This is a genomic window from Cyclobacterium sp. SOCE241 (genome assembly GCF_056867545.1).
In genome coordinates this window covers 5166397-5190208 of record NZ_CP149779.1, presented here as the reverse complement: position 1 = coordinate 5190208, position 23812 = coordinate 5166397, and the positions used below count along the sequence as shown (strand labels likewise).

Here is a 23812-nt window from a genome sequence, read left to right as displayed (position 1 = left end):
ACCTTCCAAATTATCAATTAACGCTTTACTTATTCTTTGTTCTTTTCCAATTGTGTTTAATTCTCAGGAAATGGTTTTCCTCAAAAGGTAAAAGGCCTGGATTTAGAGGCCTCTTTTGTTGGAAAATCATTTGGAATAGGAATTGTAACTTCTCCGGTAGCAGCCCATTCCACGCCTCTTGTAAATGAGGTGATAAACCCAACACCCTCAAGCGAACCTTGGTCATGGCCGAGCGTGGTGTGAAACACTTTACCTTTTCCATAATCTATCACCATAAAAACCGGTTCATGCCTACCTTCTCTATTTTTATTGGTAAGATCTTCACCGGTAGCTAAAATAGTCATGTTCTTGGCAGGGCCTCTCAAGCGAGCGTAACACTCGTCTTTAGCCGAGATCCAACTTTTCGGCATACCTGCTGTAATCGGATGGCTTTCCTCCGTCAAATTAATGGTGAAATTGTTTTTGGCTCCATGTGTTCCTGCAGGCCCAGGGCTATTATCCCTTACTAATTTCCCTTCGGAATCGTAGTATACATAAGGCCCATCCTTTTCATTACGGTCTCCCCAGCCTCCTAAACCTATCATTTCATTGTATGCCTCCCATTCCGGAAATGAATTGTCTGCAGCATGTACACTAACAAAACCTCCACCTGAATGGACAAAATGCTCAAATTTCTTCATGGTTTCAACCGGCCAAGGAGCTGCATTCCAACCAAAATTGGAAACTACCACGTCATAAGCTGCAAAATCCGGGTTAAATTCAGGATCTGACTTAGGCTCTTTTAAATCTTCCGTTTTACCTGCTCCGGCTTTTACTAAATACGAACTGTTTTCTGCTCCTTTCCAAGTAAATTTGGTGCGTTCAATGGTAACCTCAAAAAGACCTGTTTCCTCCAACTGACCTTTCATCATTAAACTTGTCTTGGGCCAGGCAGAATGATTATTTTGCCCATCAATGATCAAAACCTTAATCTTATCTTCTTCAGGGTTGGCAAAGGAAAATTGAACCAACAGGGTCAATACTATTAAAAATATAGATTTTAACTGCATAATTATGACTTATTTTTAGATGTAATGTTGGGAATTATCGTCCGAAAGCTTTTTAAATTGACACAATATTTGGAGTTTAATTCGGCAAATAGACCTAAGTCTTTATACTTTAACAACTCCAAATCCTACTTCATTGGTAGAATTTGAAACTTAATTTGTTAAAATGTCTTCTTTTTTTTGCGAAAGACCTCCAACGTACTAATCTAAAAAAATAAATTATAATAACCTTCACTTTGGAGAAAAGGCTTCGTTTATCGGATAAAGTAAAAAGTGGAGCTTTAATTCTTTAAAAATGATAAAATTAAATACGTAAAATAAGTTATTTTATGAAAAGCATTCAAAATTGCCAAACCTGTGTGAAGTAGGAAAAATAGCAGCCTCAAAGGGAATTTATTGGGTGGCCACTGCTTCCTTCAATTGTTCCACTTCTTTTTGCAATTTTAGAAGTTCTTGAATCTGCTCTTCTTGATAAATGACATAAAGGGTAAGCTCCTCTATTTTCTCTAATAATTTGGCGTTAATTTCTCCTAAGTTGAGCCCTTCTTTTTTCACTACTGCCTCTATTGGTATTCCCGGCAAATGCCCATTTTTATCAATAAATGATTTAAGTTCACCCAAGCTCATAAGGCTATAGCCATCAGTAAAAACATAATCTGCCCATCCATCTAAGGAAATATTCACTTCTTCAGCTTGCACTTTTCCATTCACCAAAACTCCGCCCATATTAAATTCCGCTTGCAAATTATTGTTTGCATAACCTCGAATGATCCAACTCAAACTTGTGCCTCCCTTACCATACTGACGCATATAAGGGCCACTATTGTTTGAATTAATCTCTGTATAACTCGACTCTGCCCCCATAAATTTACCCGAGCCATTTATGGAAAGATTATGGGTGATCTCCTTTGTTCCCACACCTACTCCTTTATTTGAAATAGAAAAATTGGAAGTGTGGACCCTCCGAAAAAGAAATCGCTTCCACCCTGATCGTACCATACCTGATTATAGGCCCTAGAGCCCCCACTCCACCTTCTGTACCTAGTTTTAAGGCCAAAATCATTGACACCTATGGAAACACCTCTTTTGTCACTATCCTTTCCTTGTACAAATTGCACAAACTCATCTCCCATTATATATAAATCACCACGCAACGCTGTTCTTCCAACTACCTCTAATTTATTTTTCGGATCAAGGGTACCTATACCAATATTACCTTTTGTTTCAATTTTATTATCTGTGGATTGCCCAATAACACTTTCACTGATCAATAAAAATGTAAAAACGATTGAATACCTCATCTTTAAACAAAATTAAATTCCTACAAAATATTTTATAATCAATAAAAATACATTTAAAATAAAACAGTTTTAACCTTTAAAAAACATCAAAATAAAATTAATACATGATGAATATATAAAATTAAATAAAATAAAGCAAGCACATACCTATGCCCAATGGACCATTAAATGAATAGATCCTCTTAATCGGAGACCCATTAATCCTTTATACCACCCCAACTACAACATTCCATTCTCTCAATTCCCAACTTTCTACAAGTCCATTCGTAACATAAGGATCCGCATTTACAAAATCCTTGGCATCATTTTCTCCTTCAGAATGGAAAATCAAAACCGCTTTATCTGCGGGCCTTGAAAGGGCACCCCCCATCAATAACACACCTTTTCTATAAAACTTATCTGCAAGGGACAAGTGATCTTTTCTAAATCCCCCTCTTTTTTGCATATAGTCTTCTGCTAAGAAATAAGTTAACATATAATATTTCATACCTACCTGTTATAATTTTACAAAATTCACTAAACGATTACCAAAAAAGATGCTACCCCAATATATATATTCCTCCTATATGGAGCTACTCAATAGTATAAATACTAAAGCAGTAATCATACCTAAATATATAACCCCACATTATTCAGCTACAAAGGTCTCACTTGCATTTTTTATTGAAGCAAATCCGACCCTTATCCTAAAAAGGAGAAAGATTAGGAAACGAAATAAATCATTAAAATTCATACTATTCCGTATTTTTTATTAAATTAGAGTAAAGACAACCACATTTTCTACCATTACATTTCTTTAACCAAACACTTCAAGTAATGGAAGAGCAGAACCCCACCACAAGCAATTCCTCGAATAAACCATTGAAAGATTTGATCCCCGATGGACAAGGGAGTTATAAACCCGGAATGTTTCAGGCCTTTGCTGCTATTTTCAATGGATTAGGGATTGGCGCATTTTTAGGCTTGCTATTGGGATTATCAGTCTCCCCTGTAGTGAGTGGCGTAATCGGTACTATTTCTTCTTTATTGGCTATTTTGGTTGGATTGAACGAAAAATTCTTGGATCCAATCAAAAGTCTGCGAATAGGTTCTTTTGGTCTCTTTTCCGTAGTGGGTATTTTATTAGGCCTTTATATTCGCGCTAACAATCCTTTTGCACCCAGTCTAGCGGATAAAATGAATGACTATCTTGAAATTGGTTATTCAGATAGTGAAGCCAGAAATTTTATTACAGGTTATATCAAGGCAGATTCCACCATCACCAAAAGAGAGGCCAATGTGCTTTACTCCACTGAATTTACAATTGAAGCATGCGATTTATTGGAATATGCCAATTCCGAAACTGCCCCTGCAGAAATCCACAATACTTTTCTCTCGGCCGGTGGAATTTGGGAACAATGGGCAATCAATTTTAAAAACGACCTTACTGAACCTCTGGGAACCAAAACCTTATTGATATTAAAAGACAATTTTTGTGGTGACTACCAAAGCCCTTCCACTAGCGTAAAAGTGGGAAAGGATATCACACAAATCAATCAAAATAGTAGCCTAAATGAAATGAGCCTTGCCTTTGAAAAATCCAAGGCTCCTTGGCCTGAAGTATTAAATGGACTAAAAAATCAATTTACACCAAGTGAAGTGGAAATGATTCTTCATTCGCTGATTAAAATTTTCGACCATGAATAAAATAATTTGGTGTCTCGCCCTGTCATCGTTACTCTCCTTTAAAATTGTTGCCAGGCAATTTGATCCGGATAAAGTGAAAAATGCTCTGGTGAAGGTTATCGTCCCGGTACAAAACAATACTTCCAATGCCTTAACGGGTTTTGTTTGGAAAACACCGAATCAAGTGGTTACTTCCCTTCATGGCATGAGTCGAAGCGGTGAAATAAGAATATTGTACCAAGGCCAAGCCTGGCGAAAGGCAAGGATAAAAAAGTACTTCAAAAAGCCGATTTGGTTCTTTTGGAATTAATTGAAGGACAGGCCCCTCCTCCGTCAACAGTGGCCCCCCTTAGCCAATTTAACCCTACAAAGGTGAAATTTGGAACGGATGTCTTTGCAATTGGGTACAATGGCGGTGCCACCGGAAGTTCTTCCAGGCAAATGAAAAAAGGATATGTAAATCCTGAAACACTCAGTCATCTGATACCTAAAAAGGACAAAGAAGCCCTTGCAAAAATAGGATTCCCTGCCCTTGACCTCAATATACTATACCTCGAAGGAAGCCTCTTGCCCGGATTTTCCGGAGCCCCGGTATTTGACTCACAGGGCAAGCTCATTGGAATTGGAGATGGTGGACTTGAAAAAGGCGCCAGCAATGTAAGCTGGATTATCCCTGCAGGATATTTAACCGAATTGGAAAACTCGTCAACAAATACCCTCCCCAATGGTTTTGAAAACTTGCGTCAACTTTTTTCCGCTGAAGCTACTATTGACTTTCCTGAAAATGAGGGAAATCTCACTCAAACCAATAAGACTTTTTTCCTAACTCAGAATTTAATTCAGCAACGATTGCTCCGGTAAAAGCTGCCGGTTTTGAATTTCACCCTACAAAGAACAGGTCCCTCACGGAAATGATCGAATCTACAGATGATCCTGAAAACCTACTCATGCTTTCTGATGAATTTGAGTTGGATATGAATATTCAATTGGATTATGAGGCCATGCGTTTTGATATTTATGAAGACATCAGTACAGGGGTCGTCATTGCTGTACCTGAAGGCATCTCACTTATGTACAATCCTGCAGAAGAAGCCTTTCAGGCCATTAACCCGGATAATAATGACATGCAACTTTACTTTTACGGTGTACAAAATGATTTTTCTCAGACCAACTTTGAAGACCTTATGGTCGCTGTTGGTGAAATTATCAATCAAAACTTTGCGATGCGCTTCGGAGTTAGTGGTTTCACCATTGATACGGACTACTCTCTTTGGAATGAATTTGATGGAGGAAGGAAGATAGCGTGGATATTATCCTTAGGTAACGAATACCTTATGGGGCAAGATGGCCTTCAATACGGCCTCTATGTATACATGACCCTACTGATGACGGAAGAAAAGACTTTTATGTCAATTGCCACCATACCTATTCCGGCAGAGGTAGTTGCATTTGCGATATCAACCGGTATGGACTGCAATAATCCGGGGATGTTTGCTGAATACTGTGATTACTTCAATAAGGTATTTAAAACCTTTTCGGCAGCTCATTTGCTAAATTTCGCATATTAAGCTAATCTACCCACCTAAGCAGCACTTTATCTTCCTAATCTCGTACGGGCTTAGGAAATACAGCAAGGCTTTCTTGACCATTTTCCCCTACTGCTTGAACAGCAAAAAAGTAATTGTCTTTTGAATAAGGCAAATCGATAGCTGTTTCATTGGTGTAAAATTTCCTTTCCCACATTGAGGCGCTGGTTTCCCGAAGTAAAACATAATAACCTGCAACCTTCCCATGTTTTGGTTTCTCCCAAACCAATTGAGTACTATTTGTAAGTTCACTTATGCGTACTCCAACATTTTGAGGTACAGATGGCGCTCCTGCCAGACTTGCCAAAACCGCTAGGTTGGCAGCCGTATTTTTTCGCAGGTATTTAAAATCAACATTTTCCACTTTGTCCCCATAGGCAATTCCATCAGCTACTCTTAGGTCCTGATGCTGCTGTGTATAATTTTCATTCATTTCACAAAGCCGTACAGCGGTAAACCCTTCTCTGGAAAATGGAGTGTGGTCTCCTCCTCTTAAAAACCGATCATTTCTGTAAATCAATTTTATTTCCAGATGATCAACATATCGTTCAGCCACCTCTTTGATATACCGGGCAAGTTGCCTTGACTTACTGTCATTCTCTGCATTGGTGCGCTGCCTAAGGACCGCCATATTCTCCGTTTCATAATGGGGAACTCCTTCACTGAAGACCCTTAATTTTGTATTGTCCCTAATTCCGGTACCACTTGACTGGCTATTGCCAATCATGTCATTGTTGATCATTGCTACCAAATTCCAATGTTTCTCTTTGGCTTTTTTGGCCAAATGACTAGCGCCTATCAAACCTTGTTCTTCTCCGGACACAGCCACAAAAACTATGGTGGCAGGAAAACTTTGTTCAGACATAATCCTTACCATCTCTATTAAAGCCACCACTCCGGATCCATCATCATTCGCACCGGGTGCATCACTCTCATGGTTCATGATATCTGAAACCCTGCTATCAATATGCCCGCTCACCACAAAAACCCTATCATCATCCGGGTCAACCCCTTTGAGCGTAGCCATTACATTGCCCATTTTCACTTCCTTGTTTACCCTTTTTCCGTCGGGATAAACAGTGAAGTAATCGATCTTTGAACTAAGCCTGCCTTTGGATTGACGCTCAAATGACTTGAATTTTGCCAAAACATATTTCCTGGCTGCCTCAATCCCCCTATTCTCTGCATCTTCACTTAACGAGTGACGGGTACCAAATGCAACCAGACCGTTTAGGTATTTCTCCAAACTATCAGAAGAAACCAGCCCTGTCATTTCTTGAATCTCAGGGTTTCGTGTGATAGTCGTAACCTGAGAAAAACCGGTCAAAGCCCAAGACAAAAGAAATACAAAAAAATAACTTTCATTTTAACAAATTTTAATGAATCAGGCCAATAGACCCGATACAGAATTTTTTTCGTTCGGCTCAAAAACCTCCTATATGATTCTCACAAGCCAATTGACTCAAAAATATAGATTTTCAACGCAATTTTTCCCTAAAAAAATCAATGGTTCTTCCCCATGCAAGTTTGGCTGCAGCCTCATCATATCGTGGCGTAGAATGGTTATGAAAACCATGATTCACTTCGGGATACATATAGGCCAGGTAGGATTTATTATTTGCCTTTAAAGCTTCCTCATAGTCCGGCCAACCCATATTTACGCGTTTATCCAATTCCGCAAAGTGCAACATTAAAGGAGCCTGTATTTTTGCAGTTTCTTCGGCAGTTGGTTGACCTCCATAAAATGGAACCGCTGCAGCAAGATCAGGCACCCTCACAGCCATCATATTGGAAACCCAACCTCCAAAACAAAAACCAACTACCCCTACTTTCCCTGTGCAATCCTCGTGGCCTTTCAGTGTCTCAAATCCGGCGATAAAATCCTGAAGCATTTCTTCTCTATCTCTTTTGCCCTGCATCGTTCTTCCCTCATCATCCGTACCTGGGTATCCACCCATAGGTGACAAGGCATCAGGTGCCAAAGCAATAAACCCATCCAAAGCAGCCTGCCTTGCTGTATCTTCGATGTAAGGGTTCAGCCCTCTGTTTTCGTGCACCACCACTATGCCCGGCAATTTACCTTTTACTTCCTTTGGACGGACCAAAAGGGCTTTCATTTTTCCGGCGCCTTTTGGGGAATCATAAGTGATGGTCTCTTCAACAAGCCGAGGATCTACAGCAGAAAACCGACTAGTTTTGGCATAATTTGGCATTAAAAATCCCATTATTGCAGACACTGTTAGCCCCCAACCGCAAATTTGGAAAGCTTGTTTACAAACTCTCTTCGCTCTATCCTACTGTGTGCATAATCGTCATATAGATCAAAAACTTCTTGGTCAAGGTCTTCCTTTTTTAAGTCTTTCATGGCTTGTTTTTATAGGTTTAAAATGGAATATCATCAAAAGTTGTCAATTATTAAGATTCTATGGGTAACCTTAATTGATGCTGTATACCTAAGAGCTACTAGAGGCCAACTCCCGATAATCTTATTCAATATAAAAAATATAATAGATATCTATCTCTTTTCCACGCATTTCATTTCCTTAACAAACTGAAAGTGTCTATTCAACAGATTAAACAAAATTGAAATTATCATAAAGTCCTAAAAATAAAAGATGAAAAAATCCATCGCTTAATTTTCATTTAACCGGTGCAGTGAAAGCGAGGCTTTCGGTAATTCTACTTAACATTTAACGGATATTTTAAAGCCCTACACCGCCAATTTCTAAAGTTCACCTACTAACAAATTGAGGTCCCTAAGCCGAACTAATTATCCTCTGAAATCAAGGTGCAATTCTCAGTATCCAATTCAGTTTCAATAGTAAAATGTTTAAAATGGTATTTTTTCAAAAGGGTCTTCGCTTCATTTTTAACACTTAATATATTATCAAAAGAGTCAATTCTCTCCAGTTTCAAATGAGTAGAGAAAACATGATGTTCGCCCTCCAAAGACCAAATATGGGTATGATGTAGGGATTGCACATGGTCGATAGAAAGTAATTCTTTCTCAATTTTCACCAAATCAATTTCTTTGGGGACCCCTTGGAGAAACACATACAAAGTCTCCTTCAATCTTCCCACTACTCCCCATAAAATATATGCCGTTATAAACAGAGAAAGAGCAGGATCTAAATAGGGTATATCCTTGAAATACAAAACAATTGCTACAATCAAAACTGCTACCCAACCTAAAACATCTTCAAGCAAATGCCAAGAAACCACTTTCTCATTCAGGGTTTTTCCTCCACTCATTTTCCATGCTGCATAACCATTGACAAGTATACCTAATATGGCAAAATAAAACATTCCTTCAGCATCTGATTGCTCCGGGTTTAGCAAGCGACCAACCGCTTCACTAATTACAAACACAGAGCCTCCAATTAATACCAGACTATTGATAAGGGCACCTAACAGCGAAAATCGAGAGTAGCCAAATGAAAATTTCGCATCGGATCTTTGCACTGCCTTTTTATCCAAATACCAAGCTGACCCTAAAGCAAGACTATCTCCAAGGTCATGTACAGCATCTGAAATGATTGAAATACTATTTACATACAATCCACCTACTATTTCCAAAAGGGTAAATCCCAGATTTAAAAAAATGCGATTTTCAGATTTTTCCCTGATTGATGGTGGTGTGCTCCCATATGATAGTTTCAGCCTAAAACATCGATGCAATTTCTGATAAACCCGTAATAGGACTTCTATTACAGACTCTTATTTAAAATCTCAAAAAAGCATGCATTGAAATATACCTGTCTATTTTTACAAAACCATGATTTAAAAGGTTCCTATTAAAATGAATTGACCTGAAGCAAAATTTCATTTTTCCCCGGGGAAAGCCTTATGGAACCGAAACTTTTATTTACCTTTTCTCCATTCAGGGAGATCGCATCACCCGCATTGTACTCCAGTAGCAATTCCGCTGAAACATTTGGTGGTAAATCAAAAATATAGCGTTGCAAACGGTTGTTAACTTTTTTGTAGGAAGCATTCACCTTTCCGGTTATAAAAGGAACGGTAATTTCTGTGGCTGTCAAACTACCCAATTGGGGTTTGATTTCCAGCAATCCTGCTCCCGGAGTTTTAGGCACAATACCCCACATTTTACGTGCAACAATATTACCGGGAACAGCTCCCCAAGCATGGTTCCAATCTGAGTTAGGCTTGTATTTCATGTCCCATGCTTCAAGGGTAACAGTAGACCCAATCGCAATCATGTTATACCAACTACGGTCATGTGTAGCAGTCATTAGCTCCAGCGCATAATCTGCTTCTCCTGCATTATATAGTCCATCCATCAAGTACTGAGACCCATAAACACTACAAGCCATCCCTCTAGATTTAATAAAATTGACTACGGAAGCTACCTTTTCTTCCGGCACCATATTAAAAGCCAAAGGCATCATATTGGCATGAAGAGAGGAATGTCCTGCCCCTTCACCATCAAGATATACACCTTTCTCAAGATCCATCAATTTTTCATTGACAGCCTTTTTCACTTTAATGGCCATCAATTCATACTCTCTGGCTTCATCATTCCTATTCAAAAGGCGGGCAAATTCACCCATAATTTCCAAATTGCGAAAGTACAAGGCATTGATCACCGTGTTAATAGGGGTAAACACAAATCCATCTCGCTCTCCTTCCGGAGTGGCCAGTTTCCAACCGGTATCTTTTTGGGCCGGTGGCCAGTCGACAATGTCCTTTAATTTAACTTTAGGGTCCTTGAATCCCAATTTTTTCATGAACTCGGGACTAGCCTTTTCAGAACTTATCAAACCATCTTCACGCGCCAACTCCATTAGCGTTTTGTGCTTTAGTTCATCATAATATTTTTCTACAAGTTCTAGATTACCGGTATACATATAGTCCTCATAAAACATCAAGGCCACATGCAATTGCCACTCGGTGGGCCAAGTAGGATTTTCCATAAAATACTCGATGGTCTTTCTTGCAATCGGGTATTCCCAATCGACCGCATAGTGGCTCAGTTGGTTGATGTAGGCATCTGCCTCATAGGGGATCCTTTCTCTGTCACCATCCACATATATTCCGGCAAAGGAAGTAGCTTTCATTGAATATTTACAAAGCTCCCAAACCTGATTCAATATGGTATCAGAACTTGTAAATCTACTTTCATCCACATCGAAAAAGCTGAAATAAGCCTGTTGAGTTAGTTTTTCAGGCTTTTTTTCTGCCATAATTTCAGCGTACCTAAAAGGAAGCAGTACCGGGAAACTATCAGGAAGTGCCACAGCCGCAGGGCCCGTATTACGTTTATCTTTAGGCAAATCTAATGTATAATTTAATTTACCCGGACTAACCTGAACGGCTACTTCTTGAAAACGAATATTACCTTGGGGATCAGCATTAAGCCTACCTTCTTTTAATTGCTCACCTATCCATACAGTAATTGTCTCATCCTTTGTTGCTTTATATTCAAAGGACATATTAGCAAAGGCTGCTTTACCAAAATCCACTAGCCAGGTTTGTTTAGCAACTTCCTTTATAGATACAGGAGAAATCTCTTCTACTTCAAAAATATTACCTGTGGTTATATATTGTTCTGCTGTGCCAATAGTAAAGCTTTGACTTTCTGAATATCGACCGGTTCTATTGTCTTCATCCCAAATTCTGACCTTCCAATAATAGGTTTTACCTTCAGTTAACGTAGGCCCCTTGTATTGTATATTGGACACATTTCCATCCATCACTTTCCCGCTATTCCACACATCTCCAATATTCTTTTTGCTCTTTTCAGCAGTGCTACTAACCAATAATTGGTAGGCCGATTGAAAATTGATTCCTTCCGGGACTTGCCAACCAAATTCCGGACTTTTATCAATAATTTTCTTTTCAGAGGATCGCCTAATCATCTCCACGTGGTGGTTAATAGGTGCTGCGGTACTGTTATTGGACATTCTAGAACCCATGGCATCCAATTTTTTATCAAATACAGCAACCTTAGAAGCATACTTGGGATCCTTTGCTAAATTATTAATCTCCATTGGGTCATTAGTCAGGTCATACAACTCCGCAATAGACTGATCATTGATATAGCGAAAATACTTCCATCCTTTGGTTCTCAATCCTTCACTTGGAGGAATGTTCTCAAAATCCCATAAGTGTTCTACCAATACTGTATCTCTATTTAATGGCGCTCCTTTGGTCACAGGAAGCAAACTTTTCCCTTGGTATTCCGATGGAATTTCTACACCTGCCAAATCCAAAATGGTAGAGGGAACATCGACATTTGCAGCCATCTCTTCAGAATCAACTTGTTTCTTTTGTCTAGGATCCATTACAATCAAGGGAACTCTAATGGAATTGTCATACAACAACCATTTACCTGCCATTTGTCTTTCACCCAAGAAATAGCCATTGTCTCCCATCAGGATAATGACTGTATTCTTATCCATACCCTTGGCTTTCAGCTGCTTCCTGATCTTCGCGATTTCCAAGTCAATTCCTGAAATCATCCGGTAATAGCCTTTTACACTGTGTTGGTATTTTTCAGGTGTATCGTATCTCCAAGTCCATCGAAGTCGGTTAAAGCCACTTTTTACAATTTCCGGTTGTGCTTCAAAATACTTATCGTCAGAGATTTTGGCATCAGGAATGGTCACTCCTTCCAACAAGGAAGCGGTTTCATCCTGCCAAAAATATTGTTTCTCCGCGTTATCATGTGCATGAGGTGCACTGAAAGAAAGTGAAAGGCAAAAGGGCTGATCAGCGTCTGCTTCTTCTATAAAGTCCAATGCTTGTTGTCCTGTATACCGAGTTAAATGTACCGTATCAGCTCCGAGGGTTTTGTAAAAGTAACCACGTCTATCCGGAAAACTTCCTTTTCTATCGTAAGATTCAAAAGAATCAAAAAGCCCTTCCAAGTTGCTGTAGTTGACGCCAAATTTCCCAAAAAAACCGGTCTTATAACCTGCCTCTTTTAGCAATTTAGGGTAGGATTTCTCCATATAGGCTGACTTAATTGGACCGGTTTGAAAAGTATAAGCATGGCTACGCTCGTAAAGTCCTGTAAAAATTGTGGCCCTACTGGCTGCACAGATGGGGGTGGTCACCAATGCATTTTTAAAGTAACTCCCTCCTCTGCAAGTTTGTCCATCTCCGGAGTATGGATCAAATCATTGCCTGCATAACCAAGCGCATCATATCTTTGGTCATCAGTAAGGATAAAAATGATATTGGGACGCTGGTCTTGCGCATTACTTCGAAATGAATTGAAAACATTAAGGGCTAACAGAAGTAGCACCAACCTTGTAGAAATGGAATTCATGGGATTAAAATTAATGAAATATAAATGTACTATTATTCGATCAATTGACCGTACTGCACTTACCTGCCTGAAGGCAAATTTACACATTCCCTCCGCCAAGCATTTGCACTAGAATCTATTACTTAGACTATAGTTAACGCAAGGCTATTCGAAGAAAATAATTAAATTTAACACTAACAATATTAACTCCCGCTTTCAATCAAAACAGCTTTGTTCAAACATACAGCGCATATCGGAGAACCATAACTCTCCTTAAAAATTATTTTTTACGAAACAGCGAGTCGACAAACTCCTTGCGATTAAAAACCTGTAAATCTGTCATTTTTTCACCAACCCCTATGTATTTTACAGGGATTTTGAATTGATCTGAAATCCCTATCACCACACCGCCCTTGGCTGTACCGTCCAATTTGGTAATGGCCAATGCACTTATTTCAGTGGCTCTGGTGAACTCTTTGGCTTGGATAAAAGCATTTTGACCTGTAGACCCATCAAGGACCAATAAGATTTCATGAGGAGCATCAGGGATAAATTTCTGCATCACCCTTTTAATCTTGGTCAATTCATTCATTAGGTTTACCTTGGTATGTAGCCTTCCTGCAGTATCTACAATTACCACATCAGCATCCATGTCCACTGCTTTCTTTACAGTATCAAAGGCAACAGATGCAGGGTCTGTATTCATCCCATGAGAAATCACAGGGACGTCCACACGCTCTCCCCAGAGAATGAGCTGATCGACTGCTGCAGCCCTAAAAGTATCTGCAGCACCCAATACTACTGATTTTCCAGCCAGCTTAAATTGATGTGCCAGTTTACCGATCGTGGTGGTTTTGCCTACCCCATTGACACCAACAACCATAATAACATAAGGCTTTTTATCAGTAGGTAAGTCGAAGCTTCCAATATCAAAGGTATTGTTTTCTTCCAAAAGGCCTGCGATTTCCTCTCTCAGCAAAACGTCAAGCTCAGCGGTACTTATGTATTTGTCTTTGGCAACCCTTTCTTCGATTCGTTGGATAATCTTAATCGTAGTATCTACTCCTACATCCGATGTAATGAGTATTTCTTCTAACTCATCTAAGATTTCATCATCCACCTTAGATTTACCTACGATGGCTTTTCCTAACTTAGAAAACAGGTTTTCACTGGATTTTTCCAGTCCTTTGTCTAAACTTTCTTTTTTCTCTTTAGAAAAAAAATCAAATATTCCCATAATTTTTTATATCTGAGCCGAATATACGCAAAAATCCCTTTCGATTGGAATCGAAAGGGATAGTAAAAATCTTAGTAAGCCTTGAAGCCTTATTTTTTAAGCACTTCCTTAACCATCTGGCTTGGCACCATTTCTTCCTTGAAGGTATAAGCTCCGGTTTTCTCAGATCTAACGGCCTTTATCACTTTGGCATAAGTGACGCCACCTTCTTTTTTCAGTGTTGCTACTACTTTCTTAGCCATAATATTATCGTTTTACCCTTGGGGTGTGTGATTATTTTATTTCCTTATGAACGGTCACCTTCTTCAAGATAGGGTTGAATTTTTTAAGTTCCAACCTCTCTGTGGTGTTTTTCCTGTTCTTGGTGGTGATGTACCGAGATGTTCCGGGCATTCCACTTGTTTTATGTTCAGTGCACTCTAAAATCACCTGAACTCTATTACCTTTCTTAGCCATTTCCTGTTAATTTAATATTGGTGTGAGGCAAGTCTTATTTAATAATAATCTCTCCTTTTTTCTGCGCTTCTTTTAACACAGCGCTGATTCCTTTTTTTTATCGTTCTCAAAGCGGAGGACGACACTTTTAAAGTGATCCATGCGTCTTCTTCAGGGATATAAAAGCTCTTCTTATGCAGGTTAGGGTAAAATCTACGCTTCGTTTTATTATTGGCGTGTGATACGTTATTTCCTACCTGAGGCCTTTTTCCAGTAATGTCACAAATTTTTGCCATGATATATGTATCCAGTAATGATTGACTTTTTCAATTGGGTTTGCAAATATCGGAAGATTTCATTAAATAACAAAAGTGTACCCCATAATTATTTAATAAATCCCTGCACTCCAAGTTTTTGGTTTTGATTCATGATTCCAAAACCCTTTTGTTATATTTGTCAAAATGCGACAAATACGCAGCCAACACCTATTTAAAACGCCTAAAAAAGAGATCCAGAATGAAGGATATCAAAACAAGTCAAGAAGCGATTCAATTAGAAAATAAATTTGGAGCACACAACTATCACCCATTACCGGTAGTATTAAGCAAAGGGGAAGGGGTTTACCTCTGGGATGTAGAAGGTAAACGTTATTATGACTTCCTCTCCGCCTATTCAGCCGTTAACCAGGGGCATTGTCATCCTAAAATAAAGGATGCACTGATTGAACAAGCCAACAACCTAACCCTTACCTCCAGGGCTTTTTTAACGATATTTTAGGCCCTTATGAAGAATACATTACTTCCTATTTTGGTTTCGATAAGGTCCTCCCAATGAATACCGGAGCTGAAGCAGTGGAAACAGCGATTAAGATCGCCAGGAAATGGGGCTATGACAAAAAGAAGTTGCTCCTCATCAGGCAAAGATCATCGTGGCAAGTGAAAACTTCCATGGAAGAACCACAACCATCGTCTCATTTTCTACAGATGATGATGCTCGCAATAATTTCGGCCCCTACACCCCGGGTTTTATTCAAATCCCTTACAATGACCTCACTGCCCTTAATGCTGCCTTGGTCAATAATCCTGATGTCGTTGGTTTTTTGATAGAACCCATTCAAGGAGAAGCCGGAGTAATTACTCCGGACAAGGACTATATAAAAGAGGCCAAAAAACTGTGTGAAACTCACAATGTTCTCTTAATGGCAGATGAAATACAAACCGGCATTGCAAGAACCGGCTCTTTATTAGCTGTATGTGGTGACTGTACATGCACGGGGCATTGTGAAAAGCAGGAAAGTTATGTAGCTCCCGATATACTTATTTTAGGCAAAGCGCTTTCAGGAGGCTTTTTCCCTGTTTCAGCCGTCCTTGCCAACAACCCTATTATGGAGGTTATTCACCCCGGACAGCATGGCTCTACCTTCGGAGGCAATCCTTTGGGGGCTAGAGTAGCTATTGCTGCGCTGGAAGTTGTAAAAGATGAAAAGTTAGCTCAAAATGCCAGGCGATTAGGTACGCTTTTCAGAGAAAGGATGGAAAACCTAATCAAAAAACAGACCTAGTAAGTTTGGTAAGAGGACGGGGATTATTGAATGCAATTGTCATTAATGACAAACCGGAAAGCACTACTGCCTGGGATATTTGCGTAGGGCTTAAAGAAAATGGCTTGCTCGCAAAACCTACACATGGAAATATTATTCGATTTGCCCCTCCTCTTGTAATGACTGAAGAAGAATTACATGATTGCTGTGACATCATAGAACATACTATCTTAAATTTTGAAAAACCTGCCAATTAAAAATGAAAAATCAAGCAGTAATCTTTGATATGGATGGAGTAATTTGCCACACCAACCCATTTCACTCTGAAGCTTTTAAGGTGTTTTTTGGAAAAAGAGGGCTCAATCCTACCGAAGAAGAATTCGAAAATCACATGTACGGCAAAAGCAACAAGTACATTTTTAAGCATTTCTTGGGAAGAGAAATAGTTGGGGAGGAGTTTATTAGTCTGGAAAACGAAAAAGAGGGGCTTTTTAGGGAAATTTATGCCGACAAAATCATTACCCTTCCGGAATTTCTCCCCTTTTTGGAAACATTAAAAAATGATGGGTTCAGAACAGGTGTTGCCACTTCTGCACCTAGAGCGAATTTAGACCTTATTATGGGAGCACTTAAATTTGCACCCAAAATGGAATCTATTTTGGCAAGTGAAAATGTTAAAAACCACAAACCTGATCCTGAGGTTTACCTAACCTCAGCAAAATTACTAGATGTAAATCCCGAAAACTGTTTGGTTTTTGAGGACTTTTTCAGGAGTCACCGCCGCAATCAATGCAGGAATGAAAGTAGTAGGTGTGCTTTCTTCGCACAAGCAGGAAGAATTGCCACCATGTCAGTTGTACATCAACGATTACGCTGAAATCAACCTTGAAACTGTTCGAGAACTTATGAGTTGAGAAACGCTTTGCGACATAATACATAATTAACATTATCAAAACAGCACCCCTAAAATTTATTAAGCCATGTTAAGAAGGCCAAGAAGAAATAGAAAATCCCCTGCTATACGTGCCTTGGTGGAAGAAACTAGACTATCTGTCAAAGATTTTATTCTCCCACTATTTTTAATTGAAGGAATCAACCAAAAAGTACCAGTAAAATCCATGCCGGGTATTTTCAGGTATTCCTTGGATCAAATGCTAATTGAAATTGAAAGTTGCTTGAAATTAGGTATTACTACTTTCGATATTTTCCCTGCATACCCCGAAGACAAAAAGGATCGCTGGGCAACTGAAAGCCATAATGAAGATACTTTTTACCTCAAGGCTCTCTTCACTATCAAGCAAACATTTCCTGAGGCATGTATAATGACGGACGTAGCCATGGACCCTTACAGTATAGATGGGCACGACGGACTGGTTGATGATGGAAAAATCTTAAATGACGAAACCCTTGAAATTTTAGGAAAAATGACTCTGGCACAAGCCAGAGCAGGGGCTGATATCATAGGCCCCTCAGACATGATGGATGGGCGAATCGGTTATTTAAGAAGGTTGCTTGACAAAAATGGCTTTCAAGATGTTTCATTAATGTCTTATACAGCAAAATATGCCAGTGCTTTTTACAATCCATTTCGTGATGCACTAGACTCTGCTCCGAAAGCCGGTGATAAAAAAACCTACCAAATGGATCCGGCCAATAGCCAAGAAGCATTAATTGAGGGGCAGTTAGACTTTGAAGAAGGGGCAGATTTCTTAATGGTTAAGCCAGCATTGGCATACTTGGATATTATCAAACTTCTTCATGACAATTACCCCTTACCAATAGCTGCTTACAATGTGAGCGGAGAATATGCGATGATCAAAGCATCTGCAGCGAATGGTTGGCTAGACGGAGAAAGAGCCATGCGGGAGTCATTACTAAGCATAAAAAGAGCAGGAGCTAAAATAATACTTACCTATTTCGCTAAAGAATTCGCCCTTTTGAAAAAGTAATTTCCACTACAAAATCATTAACATCCTTCTGTTTTTATTATAAAACAGGTCAATATTAATTGCATTTGATAATTAACAGTTAATTTTTATATGATTTTTATAAAAAAAATGAAAATAAATTTATTATTGAAATAATACAATTAATCTTCTTTCATTAAAAAATGGTCAAGCCATCTCTTATTTAAAATAAGTGATGGCTTTTTTTATTTCATTTGAATTTTACCCTCAATATTATTTCATTTTACCGAATATAAATTCACTCATTCCTGAAATAGCAAACTAATATAAATAAGATGTAAAGGGTGTATTTTTAACCCTTTTATACATTTTTAAATGCTATAATCCTGTTTTTAGGTGTTATTTAGACCTGATTTTTGTAATTTTTACACTTATCTTCGATTTTTTAGTTGTTTTTTTGACTATTAATTGCCTAAATTTGTTTCAAATAAAATTATAAGTGAAAGTTTAACCTGTAACCCTTTAATTCTAGGTTTCTTATGAAAAACATTTTACCTCCTTTATTACAAGTTGATTCTAGTGGAATTGACTATGCCGATGCAATCACTCAGAATCTCCTTACAACAAATAATGTATGGATGATGCTAGCCACGGCACTTGTATTTATTATGCACCTTGGCTTTGCTGGTGTAGAAGCTGGCTTTGGTCAAGCCAAAAACACGGTGAATATCTTTTTAAAAACACCGTAACTCCTATAATAGGCATTTTGTCTTATGGCTTACTTGGATTTTTTCTTATGTACCCTGGATTTGACGTACCAGGATGGTTTGGATTTGACGTCGCCGGATGGAGCATGTTCTGGTTTAGCCCTGGAAGTGTTGACGTAAGCGCTGAGTACGCTGATGCCGGCTATACTTACTGGACAGATTTCCTTTTCCAGGCAATGTTTGCAGCAACTGCAGCAACAATTGTATCAGGAGCTATTGCTGAGAGAGTTAAGCTTTGGGCTTACCTATTCTTCACAGTTATCTTTGTTGGAATCGTTTACCCAATCATAGGAAGCTGGAAATGGGGCGGAGGCGCCTTAGATGCCATGGGTTTCTATGATTTTGCAGGCTCCACATTGGTTCACTCAGTAGGTGGCTGGGGAGCTTTGGCTGGTGTGATCATGGTAGGACCTCGTATCGGTAAATATGTAAATGGTAAAACCATCGAAAAACCAGGGTCTAGTGTTCCTTTGGCAGTAATTGGTGTATTCTTACTTTGGTTAGGATGGTTTGGTTTTAACGGAGGTTCTGTTCTTTCTGCAGACCCTGGATTAGTGTCATTTGTACTTGTTACCACATCCCTTGCCGCTTGCGCCGGTGGACTAGGCGGCTTTTTTGCAGCTTATATTGCCTTTAAGCGACTTGACCTTGGTATGGTTCTGAATGGAATCCTTGCTGGCCTGGTTGGTATCACTGCCGGAGCAGATGTTATCAATCCAATATTTGCCCTATTAGTAGGATTTATCGCCGGTATATTGGTTGTATTGTCTGCCATCCTATTGGATAAACTGAAACTTGATGATGTAGTAGGTGCTGTATCTGTACACCTTACCTGCGGTGTATGGGGAACGTTAGCTGTTGGTATCTTTTCTACCAACCCTGAACATTCTGTATTGACACAATTAGCAGGTATTGCCATTTGTGGTGTAGTCGCTTTCTTCTCTGCCCTTGCCATCTTCTTCGTATTGAAGAAAACCATTGGTGTAAGAGTGTCTGAAGAACACGAAATATCCGGACTTGATAGCCACGAGCATGGCATTAGAGGTTACACCATTATTTATGACGAATAATTCATAAAATCATAAATAAGAGCATTGAACTTTAGGATCCTGTCAATTTTTTCAAAACATCAATCTGGCAGGATCCTTACAAAACTTTCCCATTTCCCAAATTTAATCAAAAACAAGATGAAAAAATTATTTACAATTTTAACAGTACTTTTTTTAGTTCCTGTAACATTTATTCTTGCTCAGGAGGAACAAGAAACACCATCAAAATTTTCACTTTCAGGATCTGTTGACGCTTATTTCAGAAGCAATCTTAATGCTCCCAACAAGGGAGATGCTGCACAAGCACCTGCTACTTCATTTGCAAACCTTCCGGGCTTTGCACTAGGTATGGCCAATGTAATTGCTACTTATGAGGGTGAAAAAGTAGGGTTTGTAGCCGATTTGGTATTTGGCCCAAGAGGCGAAGATGCCGTTTTTGGTTCTCCGATGTATACCGGAGGTATGGCTGGTAGTTCTCAGATTGTAAACCAACTGTACATGTATTACAATGTAAGTGATGTAGTAACACTTACCATGGGTAACTTTAACACGTATTTGGGTTACGAGGTTATTTCACCAACAGGAAACTTCAATTATTCTACATCTTACATGTTTTCATATGGTCCGTTCTCACACACCGGTCTTAAAGCAGATTTTCAACTCTCAGACAATTGGTCTTTTATGGCTGCTATAATGAACCCAACTGATATGACGGAGTTTAACTTTAATGGATCATATACTTTAGGGGGGCAACTGGCTTACACTACAGACGCAGGAGGAACTTATTTAAACCTATTGTATGGAGACCAAGATGGCAAATTAGACATGAATACTATGTCAGCTTTCGGCCCTAGCTCTATGGGAAACACCTTCCAAATTGACCTTACAGCCGGATATGATGTAACTGAATCTATGTATATAGGACTAAACACCACTTATAATACTACTGCTGCCGGACAAATGTATAACGGTTCTTCTATTCAAGATGCCACAGGAGATGGTTATGGTTTCTATGGTGTTGCCGGATACCTTCAATTCGCTACCTCTGATAAATTTTCTATTGGAGCTAGAGGAGAATACTTCAAAGTATTCAATGACGGACTGGATGGGGTAGTTGGTTTAAATGGTGTTGGTGATGGCAGAGTTGTGGCAGGCACCCTATCCGGAAACATCAAAATCTCTGATAACTTTACTATTATTCCAGAAACTAGACTAGACATGATGTCTGACAACTTCTTTATCAACAATGATTACCAAAGCTCCAAAAATTTAGCTTCATTCTTGGTGGCAGGCGTATTCTCATTCTAAATTCATATCCTAATAATATTAAAAAAGCCATGGTGAAAAATTTCACCATGGCTTTTTTAATGTTTACCATCTCAACCCCACAATATAAAAATAGAACCTATTCTTTCTGTAAAAACACACTAAATGTAGTACCGACACCTTCTTGACTTTCTACCTCAACACTCCCTCCGATACTTTCAATTTGGTTTTTAGTGATAAACAATCCTATCCCCCTTGAGTCTTTATGTCTGTGGAAGGTCTTATACATTCCAAACAAAGACTCTCCATTTTTTTCAAGATCAATCCCCAAACCGTTGTCTTCAAATCGAAGCCCAATAGTGTCGTCCTCATGGGGCTCAACAAGAATCTTCAAATAACTATCTCTCTCAGGTGACTTATATTTAATACCGTTCGTTATAAAGTTTAACACAATACTTTCAACATAAGCAGAAATACCAACCACAAAAGTTTCCGGAGGGACTTCACAGATTAACTCAACCCCCTCTTTCTGTGCAATAGGATAAATACTTTCTATTGTTTTGCTAATAATTTTGGTTAGGTCTACCCGTTCTTTCTTTGCAGACTCATTTAAATTGATATTTACAATTTCGGTCAGGTGTTCAATCGTCCCTGTAAGATTTACTGCACCCTTTTTCAGCAAAGTCATGATTTCCATTTTAAACAAATCAGGGTGTTCAAATTCTAGTAACTCTAGTAACATGTTCATCCCTGAAGAATGAGAACGTAAATTATGAGAAACTATATGTGCAAAATTTCTCAAACGCTCATTCTGTTTTTGAGTCATTTTCAATAATTTAGACACTTGATTTTCTGCGTGCTTAACAGCAGAAATATCAATAAGTTGAGATATAAAGTATAAAATCGTGTTTTTTGAGTCTCTTACCACAGACACTGCCAATATTGCGGAGACCTCATATCCTTGTTTATGGATGTATCTTTTTTCAATTTGATAGGTTTGACGTTTTCCTGCAACGATATCTTTTAGATACTCTAGGTCTGTTGCCAAATCATCCGGATGGGTAAGTTCCTGAAATGTCAATCCTCTAAATTCATCTTTCTCATAACCCAACATTTGACAAATTTTGTCATTTACATTGAGCCATTTCCCTTCCTGAGAAACTATCGCCATACCAATACCTGCATTCTCAAAATTTCTTTGAAAGGCATCAAGCGAAATATTTAATTTCTCTGCTACAAGTTTATGTTCGGTCAAATCTTCAGTGTACATAATGACGCCTCCAATAGCACCTGTCTCCTCATACCAGGGTTTAACTTCCCATTTGAGCCACTGAATCGTACCATCCTTTCTTATAAACTTATCCTCCTTACTTGATCTGGAAGCCCCTCCCAAGCACTCTTTATGGATTTCTTTCCAAAAATTATCTATCTCCGGAAAAATATTGTAATGGTATTTACCTATTACAGATCGATTGCCTAAATTATAATCTAATAACCACTTTGAGGACACAGCAAGATACCTCATTTCCCTGTCGAACATGGCTATGGCCAATGGGGCCTGAGAGATTAAAATTGCCTGCTCCTGAACTTTGGTTTTGGAATGGTTGATATCTTGATGAGTGCCAAACATTAATTTAGGAGCCCCATTTTCTGTCCAAGCTATTACTTTTCCCCTGGCATGGATCCACTTCTTGGAGCCATCCTTATGAGTCATCCTAAACTCGCAGTCATAAAACTCCGACTCCCCTTCAAAACAGCTTTTTAGTTTTGAATTGGCCACTTTTAAATCATCAGGATCCATAAGATCCACCCAAGTTTGAAAATTAATAGGCTCCAATTCGCTCAACTTATAACCGAGGATTTCAGCCCATCTCTCACTAAATATGGTGGCTCCTGATTCTATATCCCACTCCCAAGTCCCAAGATTTGTACCTTGAATGGCATATTTAAATTTGTTTTGTTCTTCTTCCCATTTCAATTGGGCAATTTTTCTACTATGGATATCTTGAAAAGTGCCATATACTCTGACAACCTTTCCGTCGACATATTCAGCTTGCCCTACTGCTCTCACCCATTTTTCTTTTTTGTATGGGTAACAATTATTAAATCAAGCTCAAAGGGTTCTCCTGTCTCAATAGTTTTGTTAAAAGCCTTACTTATGGCCTCCCTACTCCACCCTTCCTTATAAAATTCTATAGCCCCTTCCATGGTAGGTTCAAAGTCCTCAGGGACTTCATGAATCAACCGGGTAACTTCACTCCATTCAGGTTTGTTTTTTTTAAAATTTATACTCCAATACCCTATTCCTGAATTAAGATTGCACTGGTGATGAAAGTTCTCTCTATCAATTCTCTCTGTTTGATCCTCCACAAAAAAGATTAACCTAATTGATTTTTTGTTTTCAGAACTTTTTGCGACAAAGCCACTTAATTTTAAAGTCAATAATCTCCCTTGTGCCGATTGAACTACTAATCTATTACTAAGTATCTCTCCTGCCTTTGCCTGAATTCCTCTTTCCAAGAAATCTATAAAGGCAGATTTATCAGCATTTCTCATCAAATCAAATAGACCGGGAAAAGGTTTACCAAGGGTTGAAAACCCAAGGGTGTCTATCAAGGAATCATCGCATTCACAAGACCACTGCTCTTTTTTTCAAGAACAAGCATGCCATCACTAAAATGGGCTTGCAAAAAATTAAACAACTCAGTACTTTTAATACTTTCCAAAGAAGATGAAATAA

18 protein-coding genes and 6 pseudogenes are annotated in these 23812 nt (G+C 38.8%); 9 read left to right on the top strand and 15 right to left on the bottom strand.

The window, feature by feature from the left end; translation table 11 throughout:
• Nucleotides 1-80: 80 nt before the first annotated feature.
• The 4 genes from WG932_RS26415 to WG932_RS26400 all read right to left on the bottom strand — a co-directional run bounded on the left by WG932_RS26415 (nucleotide 81) and on the right by WG932_RS26400 (nucleotide 2834).
• Nucleotides 81-1049, bottom strand: a complete 969-nt coding sequence (locus tag WG932_RS26415; RefSeq protein WP_483085915.1) for a ThuA domain-containing protein — start codon at nucleotides 1047-1049, stop codon at nucleotides 81-83.
• Nucleotides 1050-1439: 390 nt separating this feature from the next.
• Nucleotides 1440-1964 (bottom strand): hypothetical protein, encoded by a 525-nt coding sequence (locus WG932_RS26410; RefSeq protein WP_483085914.1) that lies wholly within the window; start codon nucleotides 1962-1964, stop codon nucleotides 1440-1442.
• 2 nt (nucleotides 1965-1966) lie between these two features.
• Nucleotides 1967-2347, bottom strand: a complete 381-nt coding sequence (locus WG932_RS26405) for a hypothetical protein (protein WP_483085913.1) — start codon at nucleotides 2345-2347, stop codon at nucleotides 1967-1969.
• Nucleotides 2348-2552: 205 nt separating this feature from the next.
• Complete coding sequence (locus tag WG932_RS26400) at nucleotides 2553-2834, bottom strand: YciI-like protein (RefSeq protein WP_014020712.1); 282 nt, start codon at nucleotides 2832-2834, stop codon at nucleotides 2553-2555.
• Between the two features lie 329 nt (nucleotides 2835-3163).
• Between WG932_RS26400 and WG932_RS26395 the strand changes: the two genes are divergently transcribed.
• From WG932_RS26395 to WG932_RS26380, 4 genes are read left to right on the top strand one after another with little or no spacing between them, the layout of a single operon-like run.
• The gene (locus tag WG932_RS26395) at nucleotides 3164-4033 is read left to right on the top strand and encodes a hypothetical protein (protein WP_483085912.1); all 870 of its coding nucleotides are present in this window, start codon (nucleotides 3164-3166) and stop codon (nucleotides 4031-4033) included.
• A complete protein-coding gene (locus tag WG932_RS26390; RefSeq protein WP_483085911.1) occupies nucleotides 4026-4322 on the top strand; it encodes a hypothetical protein in 297 nt (98 codons plus the stop codon). Before WG932_RS26395 ends, WG932_RS26390 begins: the two co-directional genes overlap by 8 nt.
• Nucleotides 4313-4873, top strand: a complete 561-nt coding sequence (locus WG932_RS26385) for a S1 family peptidase (RefSeq protein WP_483085910.1) — start codon at nucleotides 4313-4315, stop codon at nucleotides 4871-4873. Before WG932_RS26390 ends, WG932_RS26385 begins: the two co-directional genes overlap by 10 nt.
• 50 nt (nucleotides 4874-4923) lie before the next feature.
• On the top strand, nucleotides 4924-5580 hold the full coding sequence (locus WG932_RS26380) for a hypothetical protein (RefSeq protein WP_483085909.1): 657 nt from the start codon (nucleotides 4924-4926) through the stop codon (nucleotides 5578-5580).
• A 34-nt stretch (nucleotides 5581-5614) separates the two neighbouring features.
• Here the strand turns inward: WG932_RS26380 and WG932_RS26375 are convergent, their stop codons facing one another.
• The 9 genes and pseudogenes from WG932_RS26375 to rpmB form a co-directional block, all read right to left on the bottom strand.
• Nucleotides 5615-6937: a M28 family metallopeptidase gene (locus WG932_RS26375; RefSeq protein WP_483085908.1), complete on the bottom strand. Its 1323-nt coding sequence runs from the start codon at nucleotides 6935-6937 to the stop codon at nucleotides 5615-5617.
• A 139-nt stretch (nucleotides 6938-7076) separates the two neighbouring features.
• Nucleotides 7077-7963, bottom strand: a pseudogene (locus WG932_RS26370) (dienelactone hydrolase family protein).
• A gap of 401 nt (nucleotides 7964-8364) precedes the next feature.
• Entirely contained in the window at nucleotides 8365-9174 is an 810-nt protein-coding gene (locus WG932_RS26365; protein ID WP_483085907.1) for a cation diffusion facilitator family transporter, read from the bottom strand.
• A gap of 218 nt (nucleotides 9175-9392) precedes the next feature.
• Nucleotides 9393-11477, bottom strand: coding sequence for an alpha-L-rhamnosidase-related protein (locus WG932_RS26360; protein ID WP_483088724.1), 2085 nt, complete (start codon nucleotides 11475-11477; stop codon nucleotides 9393-9395).
• Between the two features lie 117 nt (nucleotides 11478-11594).
• A pseudogene (locus tag WG932_RS26355) lies at nucleotides 11595-12892 on the bottom strand (sulfatase family protein); the annotation flags it as partial.
• Nucleotides 12893-13151: 259 nt separating this feature from the next.
• Nucleotides 13152-14108, bottom strand: a complete 957-nt coding sequence (gene ftsY / locus WG932_RS26350; RefSeq protein ID WP_014020704.1) for a signal recognition particle-docking protein FtsY — start codon at nucleotides 14106-14108, stop codon at nucleotides 13152-13154.
• 89 nt (nucleotides 14109-14197) lie between these two features.
• Nucleotides 14198-14350: a DUF4295 domain-containing protein gene (locus WG932_RS26345; RefSeq protein WP_014020703.1), complete on the bottom strand. Its 153-nt coding sequence runs from the start codon at nucleotides 14348-14350 to the stop codon at nucleotides 14198-14200.
• Between the two features lie 31 nt (nucleotides 14351-14381).
• A complete protein-coding gene (rpmG, locus tag WG932_RS26340; protein ID WP_014020702.1) occupies nucleotides 14382-14564 on the bottom strand; it encodes a 50S ribosomal protein L33 in 183 nt (60 codons plus the stop codon).
• Nucleotides 14565-14598: 34 nt separating this feature from the next.
• Nucleotides 14599-14839, bottom strand: a pseudogene (rpmB, locus tag WG932_RS26335) (50S ribosomal protein L28).
• Nucleotides 14840-15059: 220 nt separating this feature from the next.
• On the opposite strand from rpmB, the pseudogene rocD reads away from it, so the two are divergent.
• The 5 genes and pseudogenes from rocD (at nucleotide 15060) to WG932_RS26310 (ending at nucleotide 21114) form a co-directional block, all read left to right on the top strand.
• Nucleotides 15060-16340 (top strand): annotated as a pseudogene (rocD, locus tag WG932_RS26330) (ornithine--oxo-acid transaminase).
• A 2-nt stretch (nucleotides 16341-16342) separates the two neighbouring features.
• Nucleotides 16343-16997: pseudogene (locus WG932_RS26325) on the top strand (HAD family hydrolase).
• Nucleotides 16998-17063: 66 nt separating this feature from the next.
• A complete protein-coding gene (gene hemB, locus WG932_RS26320) occupies nucleotides 17064-18032 on the top strand; it encodes a porphobilinogen synthase (RefSeq protein WP_149393436.1) in 969 nt (322 codons plus the stop codon).
• A gap of 497 nt (nucleotides 18033-18529) precedes the next feature.
• A pseudogene (locus WG932_RS26315) lies at nucleotides 18530-19827 on the top strand (ammonium transporter).
• Nucleotides 19828-19944: 117 nt separating this feature from the next.
• The gene (locus WG932_RS26310) at nucleotides 19945-21114 is read left to right on the top strand and encodes a porin (protein ID WP_014020696.1); all 1170 of its coding nucleotides are present in this window, start codon (nucleotides 19945-19947) and stop codon (nucleotides 21112-21114) included.
• A 97-nt stretch (nucleotides 21115-21211) separates the two neighbouring features.
• Here the strand turns inward: WG932_RS26310 and WG932_RS26305 are convergent, their stop codons facing one another.
• Complete coding sequence (locus tag WG932_RS26305) at nucleotides 21212-23143, bottom strand: PAS domain-containing sensor histidine kinase (RefSeq protein ID WP_483085906.1); 1932 nt, start codon at nucleotides 23141-23143, stop codon at nucleotides 21212-21214.
• Nucleotides 23140-23688, bottom strand: coding sequence for a hypothetical protein (locus tag WG932_RS26300; protein WP_483085905.1), 549 nt, complete (start codon nucleotides 23686-23688; stop codon nucleotides 23140-23142). Before WG932_RS26300 ends, WG932_RS26305 begins: the two co-directional genes overlap by 4 nt.
• Between the last annotated feature and the right edge of the window lie 124 nt (nucleotides 23689-23812).